We start from the raw sequence: 21,567 nt of genomic DNA, 5'->3' as shown, positions 1-21,567 counted from the left end.
TCCTTTACATAAAAAACGGAGCCGGAAGGACAAGGCGAAGGCATTTTACGAAAATCACATAAACAAACGCCGTCGTCCCCACACTGGTTAAAAACAGCCATTTAACCCGTGTTTCTCCCAGTATCCGCATGACTGCAGGTACAAAAATCAGAGAAGTAATAATAAAACCAAGATAATTAAGTGAAACAGCAAAAACGGCGAATGTGGCAAACAGCATAAATACTCTCTGCACCCCCGGCGTTTTTACATCGACAAGCGCCTCTTTCCAGTCCATTTTTTCTGCATAGGTCTGCACAACGAGGGCGGCCGAAAGAATAAAAATCGCGATAGCCAGCAGCCGGGGCCAGAATCCCGGTCCCGGAGCCTGGTTAAATGTCTTCGGCATATCCTTTGTCTGGTAAAAAATGCCGACTGAAAGTAATATCATAACCAGCGCTGTACCAAGATTGAATTTCTTCACGAAATACCTCCTTAAAAACAATCGGCATATTCATGCTGCCGCCCGGCGTTTCATCCCGGCGGCAGCAAGTTCCAGCTATGAACTGCAGTAACAAGTAAACAAATCACAGATTAATAACAGATATGTAAATCAAGTAAACGTAAACAATACGAAAAAGAATCTTTTAACCATACTGCCGAAACAGTCCTCTTACATCATTATTCAACCTCTATGTCCTTGCACATCTCCTGGTAAAATGCAACCTGGGCTTTGATGAATTCCGGAAGCTCTTCCGGTTTTGTGGAAATGGCCTGCATATTTAATCCGTTCAGTGTCTCAGCATACTGTTCGGAAACCGATGCTCCGCCTAAAACTTCCTTTAAATAATCAACGATTTCCGCCGGTGTTCCCTTTGGTGCCGCAAGGCATACCCAGCCGATAATCTGGAAATCGAGATCCGGATAAGCTTCTTTAGCCGTCGGTACATCCGGGTAGGTTGTCATTCTGTCGTCAGACAGCACTGCAAGCATTTTTATGTTGCCCGCCTGTATCTGGCTGAGAGCGGAACCTGGTTGGATAAACATCACATCCACCGTCTTGTTGGCCACTGCCGTAATGATATCAGCCGTACCGTCAAAAGATACGTGCTTAACATCCAGGCCGAATTCTTTCTCGATTGCAACTGCCGCAAGATACGGGGCGGAACCAAGTCCGCTGTCCCCCACAACCACCTTTCCCGGGTTCGCTTTTGCATATTCCACAAATCCTTTTATATCATCGTATGGCACATCGGCGCCGACTAATAAGGCATAAGGATCGGCCAGGGCCATGGAAAGTGGTTCAAAGTCTGCCGGATTTAATTCTGTTCTTCCCAGCGCATAATTAATAGCCAGGTCAATATTGATGACACCCAGGGTGTAGCCGTCGTTTTTCGAATTGGCAAACTGGTTGACGCCAATCAGGCCGGAGCCGCCCGTCACATTGGATACTGCAAAGGTAACTCCCGACGGAAGCTGTTCAGCGCCGGTATCCAACAGGCTCCTCACCGATAAATCCGTAGGGCCCCCGGCTGAATACTGAACTACCACGTTAACATTATTCTTTGGATAATCCAGAGCCGCTTTTTCTTCCTTTGTCTCCTCTGCCTGCGCTTTCGGAGCCTCCGTTTCCACTCCATCGCCCGTCACAGCCGGTTCGGTTGTTTTGCTGCCACAGCCCGCCAGTGCCATTCCGGTCAGTGCCATTGCCAGTGCTAACGACATTAATTTTTTCATAGGTTTCCTCCTGAACTAACAATCTGTTTATTATGGTTACACAATCACTTCTTTTCAGTTGTTACATAGGACAGACAGAACGGCAGCGCTACCTGTTTGTCTGTCTTTGATGCATCATTTACAACACCTTATCACGAGCAATGTAAACGTTTATCATTTATAGTTCTATATTATATCCCGCACTTTTTAAAGTCAATATTGAAACCTATGAAACCTTTTTACAGATGTATTTTTGTAAAAAAAGTAGGTTATATTATCCAAAATATGGAACTAACCCTCCCATACTACATAGTTTTTTGTCTATCTTACACATTTTGTTGTTTTTTCATGATAATATTTTCATTACATTTGTTGCATCCGTTACATTTCAAAACAGGTTCCCACCTGCCATTATCCGTGAACTATCGCGAATTCGTAAACTGGCCCGGATTTGCAAACCGGACCGAGCTATCAAACCAGACCGAATTCCCATACCAGACCGGATTCACGCAAAAAAAGTACGGGAACCACCCCACTGGTGTAATTCCCGCACTTTTTATCCCTTTTAAGGTCAAGGCATTTTTTTATTTATCTTTGTATCTGTCTTTTTACTTTTCTTTTTATTTATCTTTGTATCTGTCTTTTTACTTTTCTTTTTATTTATCGTTGTATTTATCTTTCTATAATATTCCCCTATTTATTGTCTTCCGGCCTGACATTATCGGAAGTCCCGTAAATAAACACAATATCTACAAAGCCCCCCTCATCGTAATAAAAAGCATGCCATTCATTTTCCGGAATATGGAGGATCATTCCGCGCTCCAGTTCCCGGCTATGGGTCAGATTATCCTTCGTATCTCCCCAGCATACGCGGCCTTTTTCAGCATCAAAAATTACAACCGTCTCCTCCGCGTGGCAGTGAGGTTCCATCACGCCGCACTTCGCGCTGTAAGAGGCATATCCGACCGTCATGGCGCGGCTTTCAAAAGCGCTGTTTTTCCCCACTGCACGCTGGATATCGCGGCCCGGCAGTTCATCTACAGGCATATTTTTTCTCTCTATAATCTCCATCTTATATCCTCACTTTCCGTCGGACTTTCTCACTTCATCAGATCCGACACTATCTTCTTCAATGAATCTTTTTCTCCCACATTTCCGGGGAATATTACATAGGGCAGGCCCGGGAATTTACTCTCATCCCCGGTTTTCCACACGGGGATGCCCGGCAGAATCTGCCCCGCCACATACGCCTTTTTCACGCCTAGACCTTTTACGCCCACTTCGCTCGAGGTGATTCCCCCTTTGGCTATGATAAAGCGCGGTCTCGTCTTCAGTTTTTTTACAAATCCGGTCACTGCATCCGATATCAGAAGGGACAGTCTCAGGGCATCTTCCGGGTCATCGGAATCCGGAACAAGCAGGCGGCGCTCCGTATATACGGCAACCGTATGCCCGGCCTCCAGTTCTTCCTCTATGCACTCCTGCACACGGGCCTGCTCCGCCTCAAATTCACCCGCACGGCCGACAAGCCCGGAATAAAACGGCACAGGGATCACCTCTTCCAGGGTCATCAGTTCGGTAAGCTGTTCGGTAGTCCTGTTTACATGGGAACCGATTACAACCAGTCCTCCGCGGCGGTCGCCCTCTTCCACCAGTTCTTCCGCGGTCAGGAGGCTGCGTTCTTCAATTCCTCCCATCACTTGCACAAAGGCGGCGGCAGTCCTGAACAGGAAATGTTTCCCGGCCTTCATAGCGCGGAGCAGAGAAGTCTTAAATACATACAGATCTTCATAGCTCATCGCGTTAACAATTATCTTGGTAAAATCCCCCACCTGAAAAAGCTGCTCCTCTATCCGGCTATAATCTCTGTCTCGAAGTGTTTTAAGCTCAATGTAGCATTGCCGTTCCCAGGCATACGTTCCCCCTGTCTTCTCCTCCACCCATTTTCCCAGATGAGAATTTTTATAACCAAACGTCTTATCACGGGCAAATTCCGTTTCACCGGCCGGAACAAGCCTGCCGCCGTCTGATACGTAGTGGATATTGCCGGACGTATATCTTCCTCCCTGCGGGAAAAACGGACAGATTACCTCTCCGTCATAGCGGATATCGGAAACCTGCTCTATGGTACGGCGCAGTGTCTCTGTCTCGGCAGGATAATGCCCTCTCAGGGTTGAATCCCCCCTGCTGATAATGAGAAACGGAATGCCGGATTCCTCCGATGCCTTAACAACACGCTCCCCTATCAGGCGGTGCGTGGCGATTGTCTCTTCTTCCGTCATTGCCCTTGAATTGGTCAGCAGAAAGAAGAGATTATTCTTTTCTCTAAATCCTTCCCTAATGCTTTTTTCCGACCAGTCTGTATATACAGAAACCCCGTTAACCGTCTGGATTCCCGTCGGATCATCATCCAGAACCACAATTTTACAGATAAAATCATCCATCTTATACCCTCTTTTATCTGCCGAATATCTTTTGCATCTCCTCTTTTGTCGGAATCGATGTCTGCGCTCCAAAACGGCTGCCGCACAGATTTGCTGCCGCATAAGAAATTTCTGCCGCTTTTTCCAGCTCCATCCCTCTTACAATGCAGGCGGCAAACACTCCGGAGAAGGTATCGTCCATCGTGGACGCATCCACCATAGGTTCCTTCGGAGCATCAAAAAGACTGAAGCCGTCATTACCCGCAAGAAGCAGAAATTTTGATTTCATATGGATCAACACAGCCTGCTTTACTCCGCCTTTCAGCAGCATGCTGGCCGCGACCCGGGCGCTCTTTAAGTTCGTCACCTCACAGCCGGACAGTTTCCCGGCTTCCGAGCTGTCTAAAAACATCACATCAATCCTTCCAAGAATATCAGAAGAAAAGGTTTTGGACTGGTAAGCTACAAACATTACCGTTGTTTCTGCTTCATTTGCTATCTCGATCGCGCGGATCATGGATTTTTCGGGAATTCCCAGACCTATCAAAAGAATTCCCGCTTCACTGATATACGGCCTTAACTGCTCGATACAATCCGTATCCATCTGCGCATTAGCTCCCAGCACGTCCCAGTACTGGTTTTCCCGGTTGCTGGAGGTTATGATCAGAGAAACGCCGGTGCTTACGCCTTCCACGGTTCTTAAAAGCTCCGTGGAAATTCCCTCCTTTTCAAGGGACTCCCGAAGCTGCTGTCCGAATGAGTCGTCACCCGTCATCCCGGCCAGCCGCGCGGTCACCCCGCATCTGGATGCGGCCACCGTCTGGTTGTTGGCATTGCCTCCCGGAGCCAGGCAAAAGGATTCGCCGATTTTCTTTCTGGCATCCTGGTGTATGTTCTGCTGTTCAAAAATCAAATCCATGTTCAGATTTCCGATTACCAGGATATCTGTCCTGTCTTTTAACGCCATTCTACAACGACCCCCTCCGTATTAATTTCGGTTCCAGCACCACCGGCTCTTTTCTGTTGTTTCCCTGAATAATTCCAATCAAATGCTGGGCGGACGACATTCCAATCTGGTACCCTGTCGCGCCGAGAACGGAAACGGCAGGTGAAGTCATTTTTGCCAAAATGGTATTCTCAAAGCTTATGACCCGAATTTCATCCGGTATCCCGAAACCTTCCTCCCTCATGGCATTAATAATTTCCACAGCCTGGAAATTACTGCGCGCCAGTATCCCGAGGGAATTGCCGTTCTGCCTGGTAAGCTGTGCCGTTTCCTCCCTGTGAAACCCATCCGTAGCGCTGTAGATGATCCCGGTTTCACGGCATTTTTCGGAAAAGCCGGAGTACAGGTAATCCTTCTTAAGCGCAGGAGCATTCTTTCCGCTTATGTAAATACAGCGCTTGACGCCCGACACCGCAAAGGCCTCGGCCGCAATACTGCCTGCTTTATACGTATCGCAGTATACCTTGCCGGAGGCGCTTTCCTTTTTCCCTTTATTCCTTCCCTCCGAAATAAAAACGGTAGGAAAATCCTGGGCCGAACTCTTCTGGTAAATAGCCTCATAATCGCTGCAGGGAGCTACCAACGCTCCCGCCACGCCCATGGACAGCACCGACTGGAACGCCTCGTCCTGGCATGAGCTGTCGTTGTCCGAGTTAAAAAACAGCGGGATATATCCATTCGTGTTCAGGACATCCTCAATCCCCCGCAGCATATCCCCGTAGAGGGGATGGGAAATATCCCGGAGCAGGACCGCCACCAGATTCGTCTGCTGCTGCCTGAGTCCCCTTGCAAGACTGTTCGAGCAATATTGGAGCTCCTCTATTGTGTCCATTACCTTCTTCTGAGTAGCCGGAGATACGGAAGACGCGCCGGCTATCACTCTGGAAACAGTTGCAACGCTGACGCCTGCAGCTTTTGCAACATCTTTCATTGTTACCATGGGATTCCTCCTCACACTGTTCTTCAATGCGCGCAGAGCAATACCCCGGCCCGCAGAACCACGGTTTGCGCATTGGTTATTTGTTGCCTGTTTACTTTTTAATCTGTGTCGTTTACTTATTTTCTATTTTAGGCACAGCCGGACAAAAAGTCAATGGCGGGATGCAACATATTTCATTTTTTATTGATGCGTTTTTACATTTTATAGTTATACGTTTACATTCTATTTTAAAATTATCGCAAAAAGTGTTTGACATTTTCCATCCCCGGTTTTACAATCAAGTTAATCAATACCTTATCACATCCTATTACGATATTCGTTTTCATTTGTAAATCAACTTTATATTAGGAGGATTTATGCATTCGCTTGACAGTCTGTTCATTGGTTCAAGTACCAAGGACATCCTAATGCTTGTCAATGCGCCTCCGGCAAGTGACCAGCGTATTGCCGCCAGCTATTTCACCACCGCGTGCGGCGGTGTATCAAGCACCGCGGCGGCAGCACACCAGAGTCTTGGAGGAATTACCGGAATTATCACCGCCGTCGGCGATGATGACACCAGCAATTTCATCAGGAGTGATTTACAAAGACAGAATTTTCAGTATTTAAAGCTGTTTGCCATAAAAGATCATTACTCCTCTACCAGCATGATTCAGGTAGAACAGGATGGCAGGCGCTGTCTTACTTGCTTCGGCGGCTGTATTGAAAAGCTGACTTTTCCCATGATTGACAAAAACATTTTAAAATCCAGCAGGATCATCCATCTCGGCGTCATGAACCCGGAAACCATGCTGGAACTGTGCGCATATTGCAAAAAGCATACAGAAGCCCTGATCTCCATTGACGGGGGAAACATTCCAAAGGATCTCGCTCTGGAACTGCTCCCCTATGCGGATTTTTATATTCCGGACAACAAGACGGCCATGTCCACTCTCGGCCTGCCTCCAAAAGAGGCCTGCTGTTTCTATGTGGAAAAGGGCGCCGGGTTCGCCTGCGTAACATCGGCCGAATCCGGTTCCTGCGCCTGTGACGGGAAGACCTTCTACCAGGAAGAAACCATCCCGGTCCGGGTTATGGACACGACCGGCGCCGGTGATAATTTCCACGGAGCTTTCCTCTACTGCATCAACCAGGGATGGGACTACGGACGCAGTATGAAATTTTCCAATATTTTTGCAAGCCTGTCCTGCGAAGGTCTGGGAGGGCGCGCAGCGATACCTCCGATGGAAAAAGTCATGCAGTTTATGTAATACAAAGCGGCCATAACGCCGCCCCACTCTTTGCGGGAAATTTAAAAAGTAGAAAGGAAGTACATATGTCTCTCGTTACAATGAATGAAGTTTTTCCGATTGCGGAAGAAAAAAAGATTGCCATACCGGCTTTTAATGTAGATACTCTTGAAATAGCCCAGGCTGTATTGGAAACAATCGAGGAGGAAAATGCCCCTTCCATCATCGCCGTCGGGCAGGCCGCTATTAAGGACGGAAAGCTGGAAGCGCTGGCTTCTATTGTCACTCTTTTGGCTGGAAAGATGAAAACGCCCGTTGTCCTGCATCTGGATCACGGCCAGAATTTCGAACAGGTCATTAAGGCGCTGCGGGCCGGTTATTCCTCCGTCATGATCGACGGTTCCACGCTGTCGCTGGCGGATAATATCGCCGTAACGAAACAGACGTTACAGGCCGCCCATGCCGTAGGCGCTTCGGTAGAAGCCGAGCTGGGAGCCATACTTGGCTCTGAGGATAATATCTCCCACGACGATTCAAAACCGTTTCTGGTTAAAGTGCAGGATGTCGTTGATTTTACCTCCGCAGTGGACGTAGACGCTCTCGCGGTCGGAATCGGGAATGCCCATGGTCTTTATAAAGGACGGCCAAACCTCGATTTCGGCAGGCTCCGGGAAGTGGCGGAAGTATGCCCCGCCCCCCTTGTGCTGCACGGAGGTTCCGGCATACCGGCAGATATGATTAAGACCGCCATTGAGATAGGCATCCGCAAAATTAATGTGGCAACCGAAGTCCGGCTGTCCTATGTGAAAGGCCTGAACGCAGAGTCCCGCAGTGAAGATTACTATACCATGACAAACAGCGGGAAATGCTGCGTCAAAGAGCTGGTCCGGGAAAAAATCCGGCTGTTCTCCAGAAGATAAAATCCAGAGGGACGGATAATGACTTCCGTCCCTCTGATCCTGTCTAACCCTCTTCTCACTCCTTCTCCACAAACAAAAACTCATACAAATTTCCCGGCCGTCCCACTTTCCCCTTATTCGTCTGGCCGACCACCTTCACCAGACCATTCTCTTCCAGTGCATTTGCAATGCGGTTGGCGGCCCGCACCGAGATATTCAGGTAGGCGGACAGCTCATTTACCGTAAAGAACGGTTTTTTCTTGCGTTCCAGCATCATATAGAGGCGGCTTATCTTATCCTCGGAAATCCCGGTGGATTTTGACAGGCTGGAAAAGAGTTCCCGCTCCCAGACGGAACTGCCGCCGGACTGGCTGACAAACTCCACGGGACCGGTGACCGATTTATTGTTATAGACAATGTAGGTTCCGCTCTTCGGAACCTGACATGCCTTTTTGAGCGCCATCACCGCATTCATCCTGGCGTCCCCCGGCGTGTCGCCAAAGCCGATTCCCAGGCTGAAATCGCACTCGCTGTTATCCCTGATAAAATGGAGCAGGGGAAATGCCTGCAGCTCATTGGTGTATTCCATCAGGGCGCTTCGGTTCATGATGATTGTGAACTGATCGTCCGACTGTGTGATAACCGTTGCGCCTGCGCTCTTGGCAAAATAATGGATCTCCTCCGCCGCCTTCAGCTTTTCATGGCTCTCAATATATTCGCTCTGAAACTGGTAGGCCACCTCATCCCTGGGCGTCAGCCTAAGCAGCAAAACAGCCAGCCTCCCGTCCTTTTTCTGCAGCTTCTCCCGGTAAAGCTCATGGATCCGGTTGATGGTTTTGACAATATTGTCCGTCGTGGGCCGCAGATAGGTGGCCGGAATTCCCTCCGCGCAGAGCCTGTCGTAGACAAAGCTCAGGGTCGTCGCACAGCCGGTTGTCTTGCCCGCCCGGTAAAGCTCCATATGCTGCCTGAATAAATCCTCATAATACTTTTCTTCATTGCTGCGGAACGCCCGGCGGCGCAGAATGATAATATCGTTCTTCTCCACTCCGGCATCCTCCATAATCTGCCTGATCGTGGCATAAGAAAAATTATCCACGCTGATTTTCGTGATGTCCACCTTCTTCTGCGCCAGTGACAGCAGCGCATTGATTAGGGAAGAAGAATCTTTCCTGATATGGGTGCACGGCACGCGCCCTGAAAAAATGTCCTGATAAATTTCATACTGAAGTTCACCGCCAAACACCATTCCGTCTATATTCTCGCGCATTCTGACCAGATAATCCGCCGTCTTTGAGGAGAAGATATATCCCTCATCCACGTAAATCTCCGCCTCCACCTCGGGAAAATATTCGGCCAGTATTTTTCTTACGATATCCATTCTGATGCTAGTTCCGATAAAACCAATTTTCATACCCGTTTCCTCCCCACCGCTCACTTTCTAATTTAAGACAAATTTTGGAAGTTTTATGGACATTTGTCTTTTTTTATAATAAGCCTATCACAAAAATCGGATCCGGAACAGCTGATTTTTCAAGATTACTGCGGGGATGCAGAAGATTTTGGAAAAAGAAATTTTCGGCCTTATTTTCGGACATTATAAGGGGGTTTTTATATTGAAGAGCTATATGCCTGCCGTCGAACAATTTATAGAAGAACGCCGGGAGGAAATGATTGAACTGTGGGAAACACTTGTCAATATGCAGGGATATTCCAAAGAAACGGAAAAAGTAAACCGGGTGATTCACTTCCTTCGGGACCGTTTTGAGGCCGAGGGGCTCCGGTGCCGTCTGATTGATACGAAAGGCAATTCGGATGTGCTTGTCGCCGAAGACGGGCCGGAACGCGCAGGCGCTCCGATTATCATGAGCGGTCATGTCGACACCGTCTTTCCGGAGGGCAGTTTTCCGGAAAATCCGTTCTACATAGAGGACGGCACCGCCTACGGCCCGGGCGTAATCGACATGAAGGGCGGCGTTGTCATTATGCTTTATGTCATTAAGGCCCTGCGCCATCTGGGGTTTCAAAAACGGCCGGTCAAGATCATTCTCTGCGGAGATGAAGAAATCGGCCATGCCGGAGCCGTCACCGGCCAGATTCTCCTGGACGAAGCAAAGGGCGCCCTCTATGCCCTCAACCTGGAAATCGGCCGTCCCGACAATACCCTGTCCGTTGGACGCAAAGGGGGCATGGACTGCCATATCACGGTACACGGGGTCGCCAGCCACGTCGGAAACGACTTCCTGAAAGGACGCAACGCCATTGCCGAAATGGCGCTCAAGATTCCGCGGCTTCAGGCTCTTACCGAGTACGACAGGGGCGTTGTGGTCAGTGTCAATGTCATCCACGGCGGCGTTGTATCAAATGCCATTCCCGACCGGTGCACAGCCGAATTGGATATCCGGTTCAACCGGATCAGTGATCAGGAACCGGTCCGCAGGAAGATACTCGACATATGCAGCGAAACTTATATAGAGGGAACACGGACGGAAGCAGAGTTCATCTCCTCCATCCCGGCCTTCGAAGACACCCCGGCCAACCGGGCGCTGCTCGGGTTCGTCAACCGGGTTGCAGAGGATATTGGAATCACTCCGATGGAGGGCGCTTTTCTAGGAGGCAATTCCGATGCGGCATATCTGGCGCTGGCGGGCGCTCCGACGGTCTGCTCCTTCGGCGTCAAAGGAACCGGGGCGCACACCAAATCAGAATGCGCCGAGGTCGCTTCACTCTTTGAGCGCACCGCGCTGATTACCGCCGTTATCATGGAAACAGATGAATTCACAAAGGAGGAAAAACATGAGTAAACCCACTTCTATCACTGCCAAAAAAAGTGACGGAGGCCAAAAAGCTTTTAAGGCTCCCAATCCAATCATTATTATTGCATGCATTATCCTTGTCAGCGCCCTGGCCAGCTATTTCGTACCGGCCGGCATGTTTGACCGGATCGAAGACCCCGGCACCGGACGTATGGTAGTGGATCCAAGCACCTTCCATTACATAACCCAGAGTCCCATCGGCCTGTTTGACGTGTTCAAATCGGTTACATTGGGAATCCAGGGCGGAAGCAGCATTATCTCCTTCCTGTTTATCATCGGCGGCGCCTTTGGTATTATGGAAGCCACCGGCGCGATTAAGTCGGGCATGGCCGCCCTCGTCAGAAAGATGCAGGGCCGGGAACTTCTTCTGGTTCCCGTCTGTATGATCGTCTTCGGCTGTGGCGCTGCTTTTGCGGCCAACAACGAGGAATATCTGGCTTTCCTTCCCCTGGTCCTCACCATCTGCCTTGCTATGGGATTTGACTCCATGACCGCCGTAGCGATTATCTTTGCTTCCGTCGGCGCGGGTTACGGCGCAGGATGTACCAACGCATTTACCGTCGGCGTAGCCCAGGGGATCGCGGGCCTGCCTATTTTCTCCGGCATCGGCTACCGTCTGCTGATTTTCGCAGTTCTTCTGGTTATCAATATCTGTTATGTGATGCGGTATGCACTGAAAGTAAAGAAAAATCCTCAGTCCAGCCCAATGTATGAGTACGACAGCCACCGCGTCCTGGATCTCGACGTGAATACGGTGGAAAGTCTGACCGGGCGCCACAAGCTGGTGCTCCTCACCTTCCTGCTCACCATCGTCTGTCTAGTGATCGGCGTCACGAAACTCGGCTTTTATATTGACGAGCTGGCCGCGCTCTTCCTGATTATGGGAATCGTCGCAGGCGTCATCGGCGGATTGAAACCGGCCCAGGTTGCCGACAGCTTTGTAAAAGGCTGCTCCAATATGCTGCTCCCCTGCCTTATGGTGGGTCTCTGCAAAGCCACGACCATCATCATGACCGACGCCAACATCATGGATACCATCATCCATGCGCTTGCAAGCGTACTGAATAAGGTGCCGTCCACCTTTACCGCCTTCGGCATGTTTGTGGTACAGGATATCTTTAACATCATTGTTCCGTCCGGTTCCGGCCAGGCCGCCATCACGATGCCAATCATGGCTCCTCTTGCGGATCTGGTAGGCGTTACGAGGCAAACGGCCGTCCTGGCATTTCAGTTCGGCGACGCCTTTACAAACCCAATCACCCCGGCCAGCGGCATGACTATGTCCTGCCTTGCAATTGCAGGCGTTCCGTATAACAAGTGGTTAAAATTCATGCTCCCGCTGCTCGCCCTCTGGTGGGTTGCCGCCTTTGTATTCCTGACCTACGCCACCGTTACCGGCTTCGGTCCGTTCTAAAAGGAATCGGCCCGCAGATCAGAAAATCAGTCCGTGAACGCTCAGCTTGCCCTGCCGTTCACGGACTGATTTATTTATTATTACTTACAGCCAGACACCGGTTCCGACACCGACCGGAAGATTTAATACGACCCAAAGCACGATCTGAACCACGAAGATGAGGAACAGTCCGATTGTGTAGGGCAGCATATTGGAGAATATAGTCCCCATGCCGCATTTCTTATCATACTTCTGGCAGGTGCCGAGGAGAATGATAAAGGCGGGCATCATCGGAGTCAGGTTGTTGGTTACACAGTCGCCGAGACGGTAAACGGCAATCGTGAATGCCGGGTTCATGCCGATCTGCATCAGCATCGGAATGAAAATCGGCCCGAAAATCAGATACTTCGTCGTAACGCTGGCAATCATCAGGTTAATAAGAGCAATCAGAAGAAGGAATGCGATTGCAATCATCCAGGATGGAAGCGGGAGCGTCTTCAGCCACTGGCCTCCGTTGATGGCGATTACTTTTCCAATGTTGCTCTTGTCGAATACTTTCAGGAACTGCGCGATAATCATTGCATTTACAATAAACGGTGCAAACGGTTTTACTCCGTCATAGAGGAAGTTGGCCGCGTCGCCCGCCTTCTTAATCTGGCCGGTTGCCTTTCCGTAGACAATGCCGGGGATAAAGAACAGAAGCAGAAGGAAGAACACAAGGCAGTCCATCAGCGGCGCGCCGTCGATCAGGGAACCGCCCGCCCCTCTCAGAAAGCTGCTCTTCGGAATGCAGATTCCAATCAGGATGACGAGATAAACCAGAACGGCAATTCCCGCTTTTTTTGTGGCGGATTTCTGGACGTCCGTCAGATCGGAGGTTTTCACTTCCATTCCGGGCTGGCTGTAAGTTCCAAGTCTCGGCTCCACGATTTTTACAGTCACGAAGGTTGCCACTCCGGCCACCAGGAAAGCGGAGACAAACAGGAAGAAGTAGCTTCCCAGGATGGACATATTGTAGCTCTCGTCTATCATGTGCGCCGATTCGTTAATCAGCGGTGTGAGGAACACCTCGGCGGAACCCGGGAGGATTGAGGTTGAGAATCCGGAGCAGGCCGATGCGTAACCCAGGAACACTCCCGCCAGGGGATGTCTTCCCATACCGTAGAATATGGCGCCCGCAATGGCCGGAATCAGTACAAACGCCGCCTCGCTCGTCTGGTTTGCAATACATGCGATGATTGCGATTACAAAGACTACGATGTTGCCCTTTACATTGCCGAGCGACATTTGGATTGCGCTTGTAAAAAATCCCGTATTGTCGCACAGGCCTGTCACAACGCCGATAGTCAGGCAGATTCCCAGCACTGCGAATCCCTGGAAATTAGATACAAAGTTTTTCATGAAATCAATCAGCCCTTCGATGCTGAGCATATTGATTACGTTGATGGTTTCCCCTGTGGAAGGATGCACCGTCGTAATACCCATCTTGGACATGATGAATGACAGTACAAATACGATTCCAAGCAGATAGGTGAACAGGAGAAGGGGATGGGGCATCTTGTTTCCCCAATACTCCACCTTTGCCAGTACGCCCTTCAGTTTGCCGTTGTTTTCAGTCGCCTGATTTTCCATACTAATACCTCCATCCTTATCTCTTCACGTACTCATAAGCGTAGCGGGCCATGAACTCATACCCCATTCTCAGCGCAGCCTCATCGAAGTCGAATTTGTCGCTGTGCAGCTCATAACACTTGCCCGCAGCCTCATTCCCCCCTCCCAGAATCGCAAAAAATCCCGGGAATTCTTTTAGAAATTCGCTGAAGTTCTCCGATGCCATAATCAAATCGGCCGTCTTTTTCACCTCAAGCCCTTCCACCTCATCCACCGTTTTTCCGGCCTTGCCGACCAGCTCCGGTGTGTTTACAACCGGTGAGTAGGGAGGCCAGATACTCATGTTTCCTTCCACGCCGTATGCTTTTGACACACCGTCCACCATCATCTGCATTTTTTCTATAATCTGCACTTCCCCGCCGACCTTAAAGTAACGGCAGGAACCTTCGATATAGGCCGATGACGGAAATACATTGCTGTAGGTTCCGGCGTTCACGTAACCGGTAGATACGACACACGGATCCGTAATGTCATAATAATTTCCCGGTATCGATGCAAATTTGAGAACGAGATCACAGGCCGCCTTCACCGGATCCTTCACCAAATCCGGCCTGGAACCATGGCCGCCCTCGCCGAGCAGATCCACATGATACCCGATACAGCCGGCCATGCAGCGGTCCGGCATCAGGACAATCTGCCCCACCGGTACGTTCGGCCAGATGTGGAGGCCGATTGCCTGATCCACTCCTCCGTTCTCTTTCAGATACGCCACGATTTGCTGTGCTCCGCTGTTCTCCTCCTCGGCCGTCTGAAAACACAGTTTTACGGAACCGTCTATCTCCCCCTCATACTCCTTAAGTACCGCGGCGGCGCCCAGCAGCATAGCCGTGTGTCCGTCATGGCCGCAGGCATGCATCACGCCCTCGTTCTCGGACTTAAAAGGCAGATCCGTTTTTTCCGTCACCATCAGCGCGTCCATATCGGCCCTGATAGCCAGCGTCTTTCCCGACGTTCCTTTGCCTACCGTTCCAATCACGTTATATCCGTCCACGGTCACATAGGGAATTCCCATGCGTTGCAGCTCCTTTCGGACTGTCTCCGACGTTCTGCTCTCCTTTTTGGACAACTCCGGATGGCGGTGAAAACCGCGCCGCATCTCAATTACATATTCCTCATATTTCTTGCAAACCTCTCCAAAATCCATATCCGTACCCTCCTACAGATGCATGGCCGCGTCGTACCCCATTCTGGCTGCTTCCAGCACTCTCCTCGGCCTGTAACAGTCGCCTATAATCTGAAAATCGGGAGCACAGAACCTGAACCGCTCTACTTCCGCTGAAAGAGGCCTCATGCCTGCGGCAACCAGCACCGTATCCGCCTCAAATAACTGCTGCCCGCCGTCTTTCGTCACCGCCTTTACTCCATCTTCGGTAATCTCGGAACAGCTGATGTTACAGATCAGTTTTACATGTTCCTTCTGTTTTTCCAGTTCCAGAAGAAGCGCTTCCCGATGAAGGTAGGCACAGTCAATCGCCACGTTTTCACGCATTTCCAGTACCGTCACTTCATGGCCGTGTTTGGAAAGCTCCAATGCCTCCTCGCAGCCAATCAGGCCGCCGCCGATGACCACGACTTTTTTACCGATTACCGCATGGTTTTCATACATTCCCACAGCCGGAACCACATTTTTTCCGTCGATTCCGGGAATCGGCGGGATTACCGCCTCGGCTCCGATCGCCATAATCAGCACGTCAGGTTCTATCTCCTCCGCTCTCTCAGGCGTCATCTCGGTATTTAAGAGAAGGGTAATCTCTTTCCGGTCCAGAACCCTCTTTTCCATCACATGCATATATTTGTCAAGATCCTGTTTAAAGGATACGTGCTTTGCATACTTGATGGCTCCGCCGAGGCTGTCCGTCTTCTCACAGAGAATCACCTGGTGGCCTCTGTCGCAGGCCCGGATGGCCGCTTCCATTCCGGCAGGGCCGCCTCCCACAATCAGGACTTTTTTCCTTCCGGCCGTAACCGGAGGATTGAACGCTTCCAGCTCTTTTCCAATCTGTGGGTTCACCGTGCACTTCGCCGCTCTGGTGGCATACTTCACATAGGGGACGAAGGAACCGCTCATGCAGACAATGCATCTCTGGCACGGGGTAATATCGGAGGCTCGTCCGTCCCTGGCTTTAACCGGCAGATCTGGATCTGCTATCAGGGCGCGTCCTACCGTAACCATATCGGCTTTTCCGTCTGCAATAATTGCCTCCATCATATCGGGATCCCCGATTCCGCCCAGTGCCGATACCTTTGTCTTTGTCACAACCTGTTTGATCGCCTCCGCCAGGTAGACGTTGCACCCGTGGGGCAGAAACATGGACGGCACCATCGTGGTGTTTGTGGACGGTACGTGGAAGGTTCCGTCCGACACATTGATCAGAGCCACCTTGCCGTCCACCCATCTTACAAACTGTTTCATATCTTCCAGATCGAAACCTCCCTCCGTCAGTTCGGAACCGCTGATCCTTAAATCAATCGGGAAGTTTTCACCGCATTTCTTCTTGATGTCGTCGATAATCATCATGGCCAGCCGGCAGCGGTTTTCAAGGCTGCCGCCAAACTCGTCTGTCCTCTGGTTATTGAGCGGAGACATAAACTGATGTACCAGCCATCCATGCCCCATATGTACCATAACCATATCGCAGCCGCCCAGCTTTGCCATTTCGGCCGCATCGCCATAGGCAGATACGACTTCTTCTATCAGCTCTCTGGACATTGCCTTCACCGGCTGCCCCGCCACTCCCACTCCGTCCGACGGTCCCCAGGTTATTCCATCGTAATACAGGGGATTAGCCCTTCTGCCGGGATGCAGCAGTTCTATATTGGCAAAGGCTCCGTGACGGTGAATTGCATCCGTACACTGAATCAAATAGGGAAGAATCTCCTGGTCATCGAGCGGAATCATTCTGCCGTGGGCCTTTCCCGTCTTTGTATGTACACTGCTCTCACCCAGGGTTACGATTCCGGCTCCGCCTCTGGCTTTTACCTCATAGGCCGCAATATTCAGCGGCGTCAGGTAACCCTCCGGCGTTAAATCCGACATTCCCACCGGGGCCGCCTCGATCCTGTTTTTCACGGTCAGGCCGCCTATTTTAACAGGACTCCATAAATTAGGATAATACTTGTTCATTTCTCTTCTCCTTTCAGAATTACCACAGGCAATTCTGAGCCCGGGCCTAAATTGGTATGTATTAATTTACTTCTTAATCCCAAATGCGCGCTGTTTGATGGAATTGAGTTAATTTAATTATACTATTTTGTAAGTTTTTTTACAATATGCACTATATTTTTCATTGTATTTTATCTTTTTCTCTTTTATTTTTATGCATTTTGTATATCTTTTTCCAAATTAGCAATATTAGTACAGTCCAATTTTACTTTTTAATGCATACCATTTCACCAGTTATCCGCCCTTTTCCCTACTGACAGCGGCAAACGATTCATTTTGCAAAGCAGTGCCGCTGCTTACTGCCATCAAAAAAGGAGGCCATGCCAGAAATGATAATCATCTCTGCTCATGGCCTCCCAAAAGGCTTATCATACCTCTAGTTCATATTAATTTCTCTTGATTCCCATATCTGTTTCCTTGACCTGTTTCCCACTGTTCTAACCTACTTTTTACCGATATACCGGCCAATCTCACGCATCATAGCCGATATATCCAGCGGTTTAGCCAGATGGCCGTTCATACCGGCACGCTCCGCCTCCTCAATGTCCTCGGCAAATGCATCGGCCGTCATTGCAAAGATGGGTATGGCTGCCGCATCGGCACGCTCCATATTCCGGATATACCGGACCGCTTCATATCCGTTCATCACCGGCATCTGGATATCCATGAGAATCAAATCATAATATCCCGGGCTCGAACCCTCGAATGCTTCCACACCCTCCCGGCCATTGCATGCGGTATCCACCGCAGCTCCCGACATGCCCAGAATGTCTGCGGCAATTTCCCGGTTTATCTCATTATCTTCTACTAACAGTATCCGCCTCCCCGAAAGATCCATTGAATTCGCCTGTTTATCTGCTCCTGGCTGCTCCCCGAACACGTACTTCATGATGCTGCCGTAAAGCGCTGACCGGAAGAACGGTTTCTGGATAAAGCCGTCTGCCCCTGCCGCCATGGCGCCGGCCTCTATATTGGACCAGCCGTACGAAGCAGCAAGGAGAGCCGGGGCGTCCGCCCTCATTTGCTCCCTTATCAGACGCACTGTATCCGCTCCGGCGGTTCCTTCCGTATCCCAATCGAAGATCGCCATTCCATAAGCCTTACCCTCTTTGTGGGCATTGTAAATCATGCTGGCCGCCGCCTCTATATTCTCCGCCATATCGGTTTCCGCTCCCATATCCTTCAATAACCCGGCTGCAGAGCTGCAGATTTCTCTGTCTCTTCCTGCAATCAGCACACGCACCGGAGGCAGGTTTTTATCCGGCGTCTTCTCTTCAGCCAGGGCGAGCTCCAAATCAACCGTAAATGTTGTTCCAACCCCATATTCGCTTTCTACCGATATCTCGCCCTCCATCATGTCTACAATCATCTTAGTGATTGCCATACCCAGGCCGCTTCCTTCTATTTTCTCCACGCGGTGATCACGTTCTCTTGTGAATGCGGTAAAAAGATTGTCGATAAAATCTTTTTTCATTCCGATTCCGGTATCCGATACACAGAACCTAAAATGCGCAGAACCTGTCTTAGCGGAGGGCAGCTCCGTCACATCGACGTTTATCGCACCGCCCTCAGGCGTGAATTTTAATGCATTGCTCAGAAGATTAATCATCATCTGGTTGAGCCTGAGGGAATCGGCACAGAGCATCTCATGGCGCATCCCATATACGCGAAAGCGTAAGGTCTGGTCTTTATCACAACTCATCGGATATATGATGTTAACAATGTTTGTCAGAAACTCTGCCATGGAAAAAACCCGGTTGTTCAGCGTCATCTTTCCGCTCTCGATTTTCGACATGTCCAGGATATCATTGATCAGCCCGACCAGAAGTCGTCCCGATATACGTATTTTCTCCAGGCTGTCCTTCAGACGATCCTTGTCGTCCAGATGGGCGGCGGCGATTTCGGTCATGCCGATAATTGCGTTCATCGGCGTGCGGATATCATGGGACATATTAGAAAGGAAACGGCTTTTCGCCTGATTGGCGCTTTCCGCCGCTTTGCGTGCCTCTTCCTCCGCCTGGAGCACTCTGTTGGTATAATTCCTGCGGACAACGGCAAATGCCCCCAGCAGCAGCGCACTGGCCAGCAGCAGTCCCAGAAACAGCCGGGAGTTCTGCACAATTTTATCCGCCTGCTCCATAATAACCCTGTTTGGTATAATTGATACAATATACCAGTCCTGGGCTATATCCAGTGGTACATAGCAGAAGACATAATCCTCTTTCTGATAATTAAACCGGGCAACGCCCTTCATTCCCTGCTTCAGGGCATCTTCAAAGGCTGCTACTTCCTGCGCATTGTTGCCCTGCAAATCGATAATATCAAATAGATTCTGGAAGGTTCTGTTACTGTTGCGGTGACGCGAGCGGATCAGGATATCCCCGTCGCGGTTCACTACGTAAGAGAATCCTGTGTCGTCGTAAAACGACAAAGAAAACCGCTCCGATATCTCCGTCAACGGCTTTGTATTTTGGACCATCCCTCTGGCGCCGTCGGCCCATTGGAACTCCTCATAATATCCCAGAGTCCAGATCCCGGTGCGTCCCTCCAAAAACGGTTCCCTGAGCCCCGTTCCCTCCAGGGCCTGCAGTTTTTCAAGCTGATCCGGTTCCAGCTTTACTCCTTTTTTTGTAGTTCCCGTATAGACTGTACCCATATCAAAGTTTACACAGAAATAGGACGAGCCGTCGGCGCCGGACAGTCCCATAATACCCTGCAGCGTTTCCTCATCGCGGGAATCCTCCACCGAAAGTTCCGTAGCCAGCCAATGAAGCATCTCCCTGTCTTTCTCAATATAAGTATCTAACGCGTGGCCGCCCTGAGTGGTCACCTCCAGTATATCGGTCACCGATTTATTCCAGAGTGCATTCTGTACACTGTTGATATAATAAACACCGCCAACCAGAATAACTGCCACCGACAGGATTACAAGAAAAATCAGATTCAGTTTTTGCTTTATTTTCATGTTCCGTCCCCCTACCGGCCGTTCACCCACTCATCCATCAGCTTCTTCATGCGCAGTACGGCGGCGTCCGCATCATCCCCCTCAAGCATCCCCACTACACATTGACGCGATATCTCCCAAATCGGATAATTCAGGTTGTCGTCGGCTCCTATCACACTGCGCCCGTTGGTGAGATACGGCCCGATGGACTGTATCGCCTCATCTTCTGCCAGCCTGTTCTCAGCCAGGGGACTGAAGGAGCTCTGGCTGTCTACAAATTCCCACATAACATCGCTCCGGGTCAGATATTCCACGAACTTTTTCGCTTCCTCCTGATGCTGGCTGTCGGCATTGACGCTGACACGTGTATCTATATTAATCACCAGCGTGCTTCCATCCTCCATAAAAGGATAGGGTCTCACTTCAAAATCAAAATCCGGTTCCAAATCACGCACCCTGGTCACCGCCCAGGCCCCGGTAAGCATAAATGGATTCTCACCCTTTGCAAACAGGACAAGATCGTCTTTCGTCTTTGCCGTAATCAGGGCCTCCTCCCGGTTAATCCAGCCGTGTTCCAGCATCCGCTCCACAAGCTCAAATCCGGGCCGGAACGTCTCGGCCAAATCCGCCTCGCCGCTGTTAAAGCGTTCCAAAGCCGCTGCAGCATCCCCCTTCTGATAAAAAGGGAACATCGCTTTTGCAATTGCCGCCGTCTTCAGCGATATATCATTGTTCGCAACAATCGGTGTAATGCCCTTAGATACAAAATAATCGCATACCGCCTCAAATTCGGCCATATTTTCCGGGATTTCCTGCCCGTGTTCTTTCAATAAATCCAGGTTGCAGTACAGGCCGAATGCCGAAATGGAAGTAGGCAGATAGTATACTTCTCCGCCTGCATCTATCTGGCTCAAAGCCAGGTCACTGAAATTACCGAGAGTAGATATGCCGGAGAGATCCGCCAGTTTCCCCTGTTTTCCCAATTCCAGGACTCGTTCATGGTCAACCATGATAATATCGTCTCCGTTGCCGGTAGCAATTCTCTTATTCAGCACATCATAATACTCCACCCCTTTAATCCCGTCATAAGTAATGGAAATATCAGGGTACTCATCCATAAAGCCGTGGAGTGCGTTTTCAATTGCCATGACATTGAGCGCTTCATATTTATAGCCGAAAAAAGTCAGGTTCGTCTGTGGCTGTTCTTCCTTCTGCGTGTAATTAAAAACAATATTCTTTTCCTGTCTATTCGAACAACCGGCTAAAATTGCGGTTATCATCACTGCCGCCAGAACGCTTCTCCATATCAGACTCTTTTTCATTCTGCTCCCCTTCATTTCCAGTAATCCAATCACTGAAATTTCCTGCCGGACCGGCACAAATGCCGGATA

At 50.0% G+C, this 21,567-nt stretch carries 16 protein-coding genes; 4 read left to right on the top strand and 12 right to left on the bottom strand.

The features are described 5' to 3' along the window. Positions 1–4 precede the first annotated feature (4 nt). The 6 genes from EJL91_RS10205 to EJL91_RS10180 all read right to left on the bottom strand — a co-directional run bounded on the left by EJL91_RS10205 (position 5) and on the right by EJL91_RS10180 (position 6,061). Positions 5–460, bottom strand: coding sequence for a tripartite tricarboxylate transporter TctB family protein (locus EJL91_RS10205; protein ID WP_125141824.1), 456 nt, complete (start codon positions 458–460; stop codon positions 5–7). 197 nt (positions 461–657) lie between these two features. Next, positions 658–1,713: a tripartite tricarboxylate transporter substrate binding protein gene (locus tag EJL91_RS10200; RefSeq protein WP_125141823.1), complete on the bottom strand. Its 1,056-nt coding sequence runs from the start codon at positions 1,711–1,713 to the stop codon at positions 658–660. 672 nt (positions 1,714–2,385) lie between these two features. Next, entirely contained in the window at positions 2,386–2,763 is a 378-nt protein-coding gene (locus tag EJL91_RS10195) for a hypothetical protein (protein WP_125141822.1), read from the bottom strand. Positions 2,764–2,792: 29 nt separating this feature from the next. After that, the gene (locus tag EJL91_RS10190; RefSeq protein WP_125141821.1) at positions 2,793–4,136 is read right to left on the bottom strand and encodes a four-carbon acid sugar kinase family protein; all 1,344 of its coding nucleotides are present in this window, start codon (positions 4,134–4,136) and stop codon (positions 2,793–2,795) included. A 13-nt stretch (positions 4,137–4,149) separates the two neighbouring features. Next, positions 4,150–5,082, bottom strand: a complete 933-nt coding sequence (locus EJL91_RS10185) for a PfkB family carbohydrate kinase (protein ID WP_125141820.1) — start codon at positions 5,080–5,082, stop codon at positions 4,150–4,152. A gap of 1 nt (position 5,083) precedes the next feature. Then, entirely contained in the window at positions 5,084–6,061 is a 978-nt protein-coding gene (locus EJL91_RS10180; protein ID WP_125141819.1) for a LacI family DNA-binding transcriptional regulator, read from the bottom strand. Positions 6,062–6,417: 356 nt separating this feature from the next. Here EJL91_RS10180 and EJL91_RS10175 point away from each other — a divergent pair, with 356 nt between their 5' ends. Both EJL91_RS10175 and EJL91_RS10170 read left to right on the top strand, forming a co-directional pair. After that, on the top strand, positions 6,418–7,311 hold the full coding sequence (locus EJL91_RS10175; RefSeq protein WP_125141818.1) for a carbohydrate kinase family protein: 894 nt from the start codon (positions 6,418–6,420) through the stop codon (positions 7,309–7,311). Positions 7,312–7,376: 65 nt separating this feature from the next. Continuing rightward, positions 7,377–8,210, top strand: coding sequence for a class II fructose-bisphosphate aldolase (locus EJL91_RS10170; RefSeq protein WP_164516805.1), 834 nt, complete (start codon positions 7,377–7,379; stop codon positions 8,208–8,210). 55 nt (positions 8,211–8,265) lie between these two features. Here EJL91_RS10170 and EJL91_RS10165 read toward each other — a convergent pair whose 3' ends face one another. Next, a complete protein-coding gene (locus tag EJL91_RS10165) occupies positions 8,266–9,603 on the bottom strand; it encodes a helix-turn-helix domain-containing protein (RefSeq protein ID WP_125141816.1) in 1,338 nt (445 codons plus the stop codon). A gap of 202 nt (positions 9,604–9,805) precedes the next feature. Here EJL91_RS10165 and EJL91_RS10160 point away from each other — a divergent pair, with 202 nt between their 5' ends. Continuing rightward, entirely contained in the window at positions 9,806–10,993 is a 1,188-nt protein-coding gene (locus tag EJL91_RS10160) for a M20 family metallopeptidase (protein ID WP_164516804.1), read from the top strand. Further along, positions 10,986–12,419, top strand: coding sequence for a YfcC family protein (locus tag EJL91_RS10155; RefSeq protein WP_243125300.1), 1,434 nt, complete (start codon positions 10,986–10,988; stop codon positions 12,417–12,419). Before EJL91_RS10160 ends, EJL91_RS10155 begins: the two co-directional genes overlap by 8 nt. 84 nt (positions 12,420–12,503) lie before the next feature. On the opposite strand, the gene EJL91_RS10150 is transcribed toward EJL91_RS10155, so the two are convergent. The 5 genes from EJL91_RS10150 to EJL91_RS10130 all read right to left on the bottom strand — a co-directional run bounded on the left by EJL91_RS10150 (position 12,504) and on the right by EJL91_RS10130 (position 21,498). Further along, positions 12,504–14,030 carry an AbgT family transporter gene (locus EJL91_RS10150; RefSeq protein WP_125141813.1) on the bottom strand — a complete coding sequence of 509 codons (1,527 nt, stop codon included), beginning with the start codon at positions 14,028–14,030 and terminating at the stop codon, positions 12,504–12,506. Between the two features lie 16 nt (positions 14,031–14,046). Continuing rightward, a complete protein-coding gene (locus EJL91_RS10145; RefSeq protein ID WP_125141812.1) occupies positions 14,047–15,213 on the bottom strand; it encodes a M20 metallopeptidase family protein in 1,167 nt (388 codons plus the stop codon). A gap of 12 nt (positions 15,214–15,225) precedes the next feature. Continuing rightward, a complete protein-coding gene (locus EJL91_RS10140; protein ID WP_125141811.1) occupies positions 15,226–17,193 on the bottom strand; it encodes an oxidoreductase in 1,968 nt (655 codons plus the stop codon). A gap of 481 nt (positions 17,194–17,674) precedes the next feature. Further along, a complete protein-coding gene (locus EJL91_RS10135) occupies positions 17,675–20,197 on the bottom strand; it encodes a response regulator (protein ID WP_125141810.1) in 2,523 nt (840 codons plus the stop codon). A gap of 11 nt (positions 20,198–20,208) precedes the next feature. After that, complete coding sequence (locus EJL91_RS10130; protein ID WP_243125299.1) at positions 20,209–21,498, bottom strand: ABC transporter substrate-binding protein; 1,290 nt, start codon at positions 21,496–21,498, stop codon at positions 20,209–20,211. Positions 21,499–21,567: the final 69 nt, after the last annotated feature.

It is taken from the genome of Clostridium transplantifaecale, assembly GCF_900626075.1.
In the GTDB taxonomy this organism is placed as follows: domain Bacteria; phylum Bacillota; class Clostridia; order Lachnospirales; family Lachnospiraceae; genus Otoolea; species Otoolea transplantifaecalis.
The sequence above is the reverse complement of the archived record's forward strand: the minus strand, read 5'-3'. Positions and strand labels throughout refer to the sequence as shown.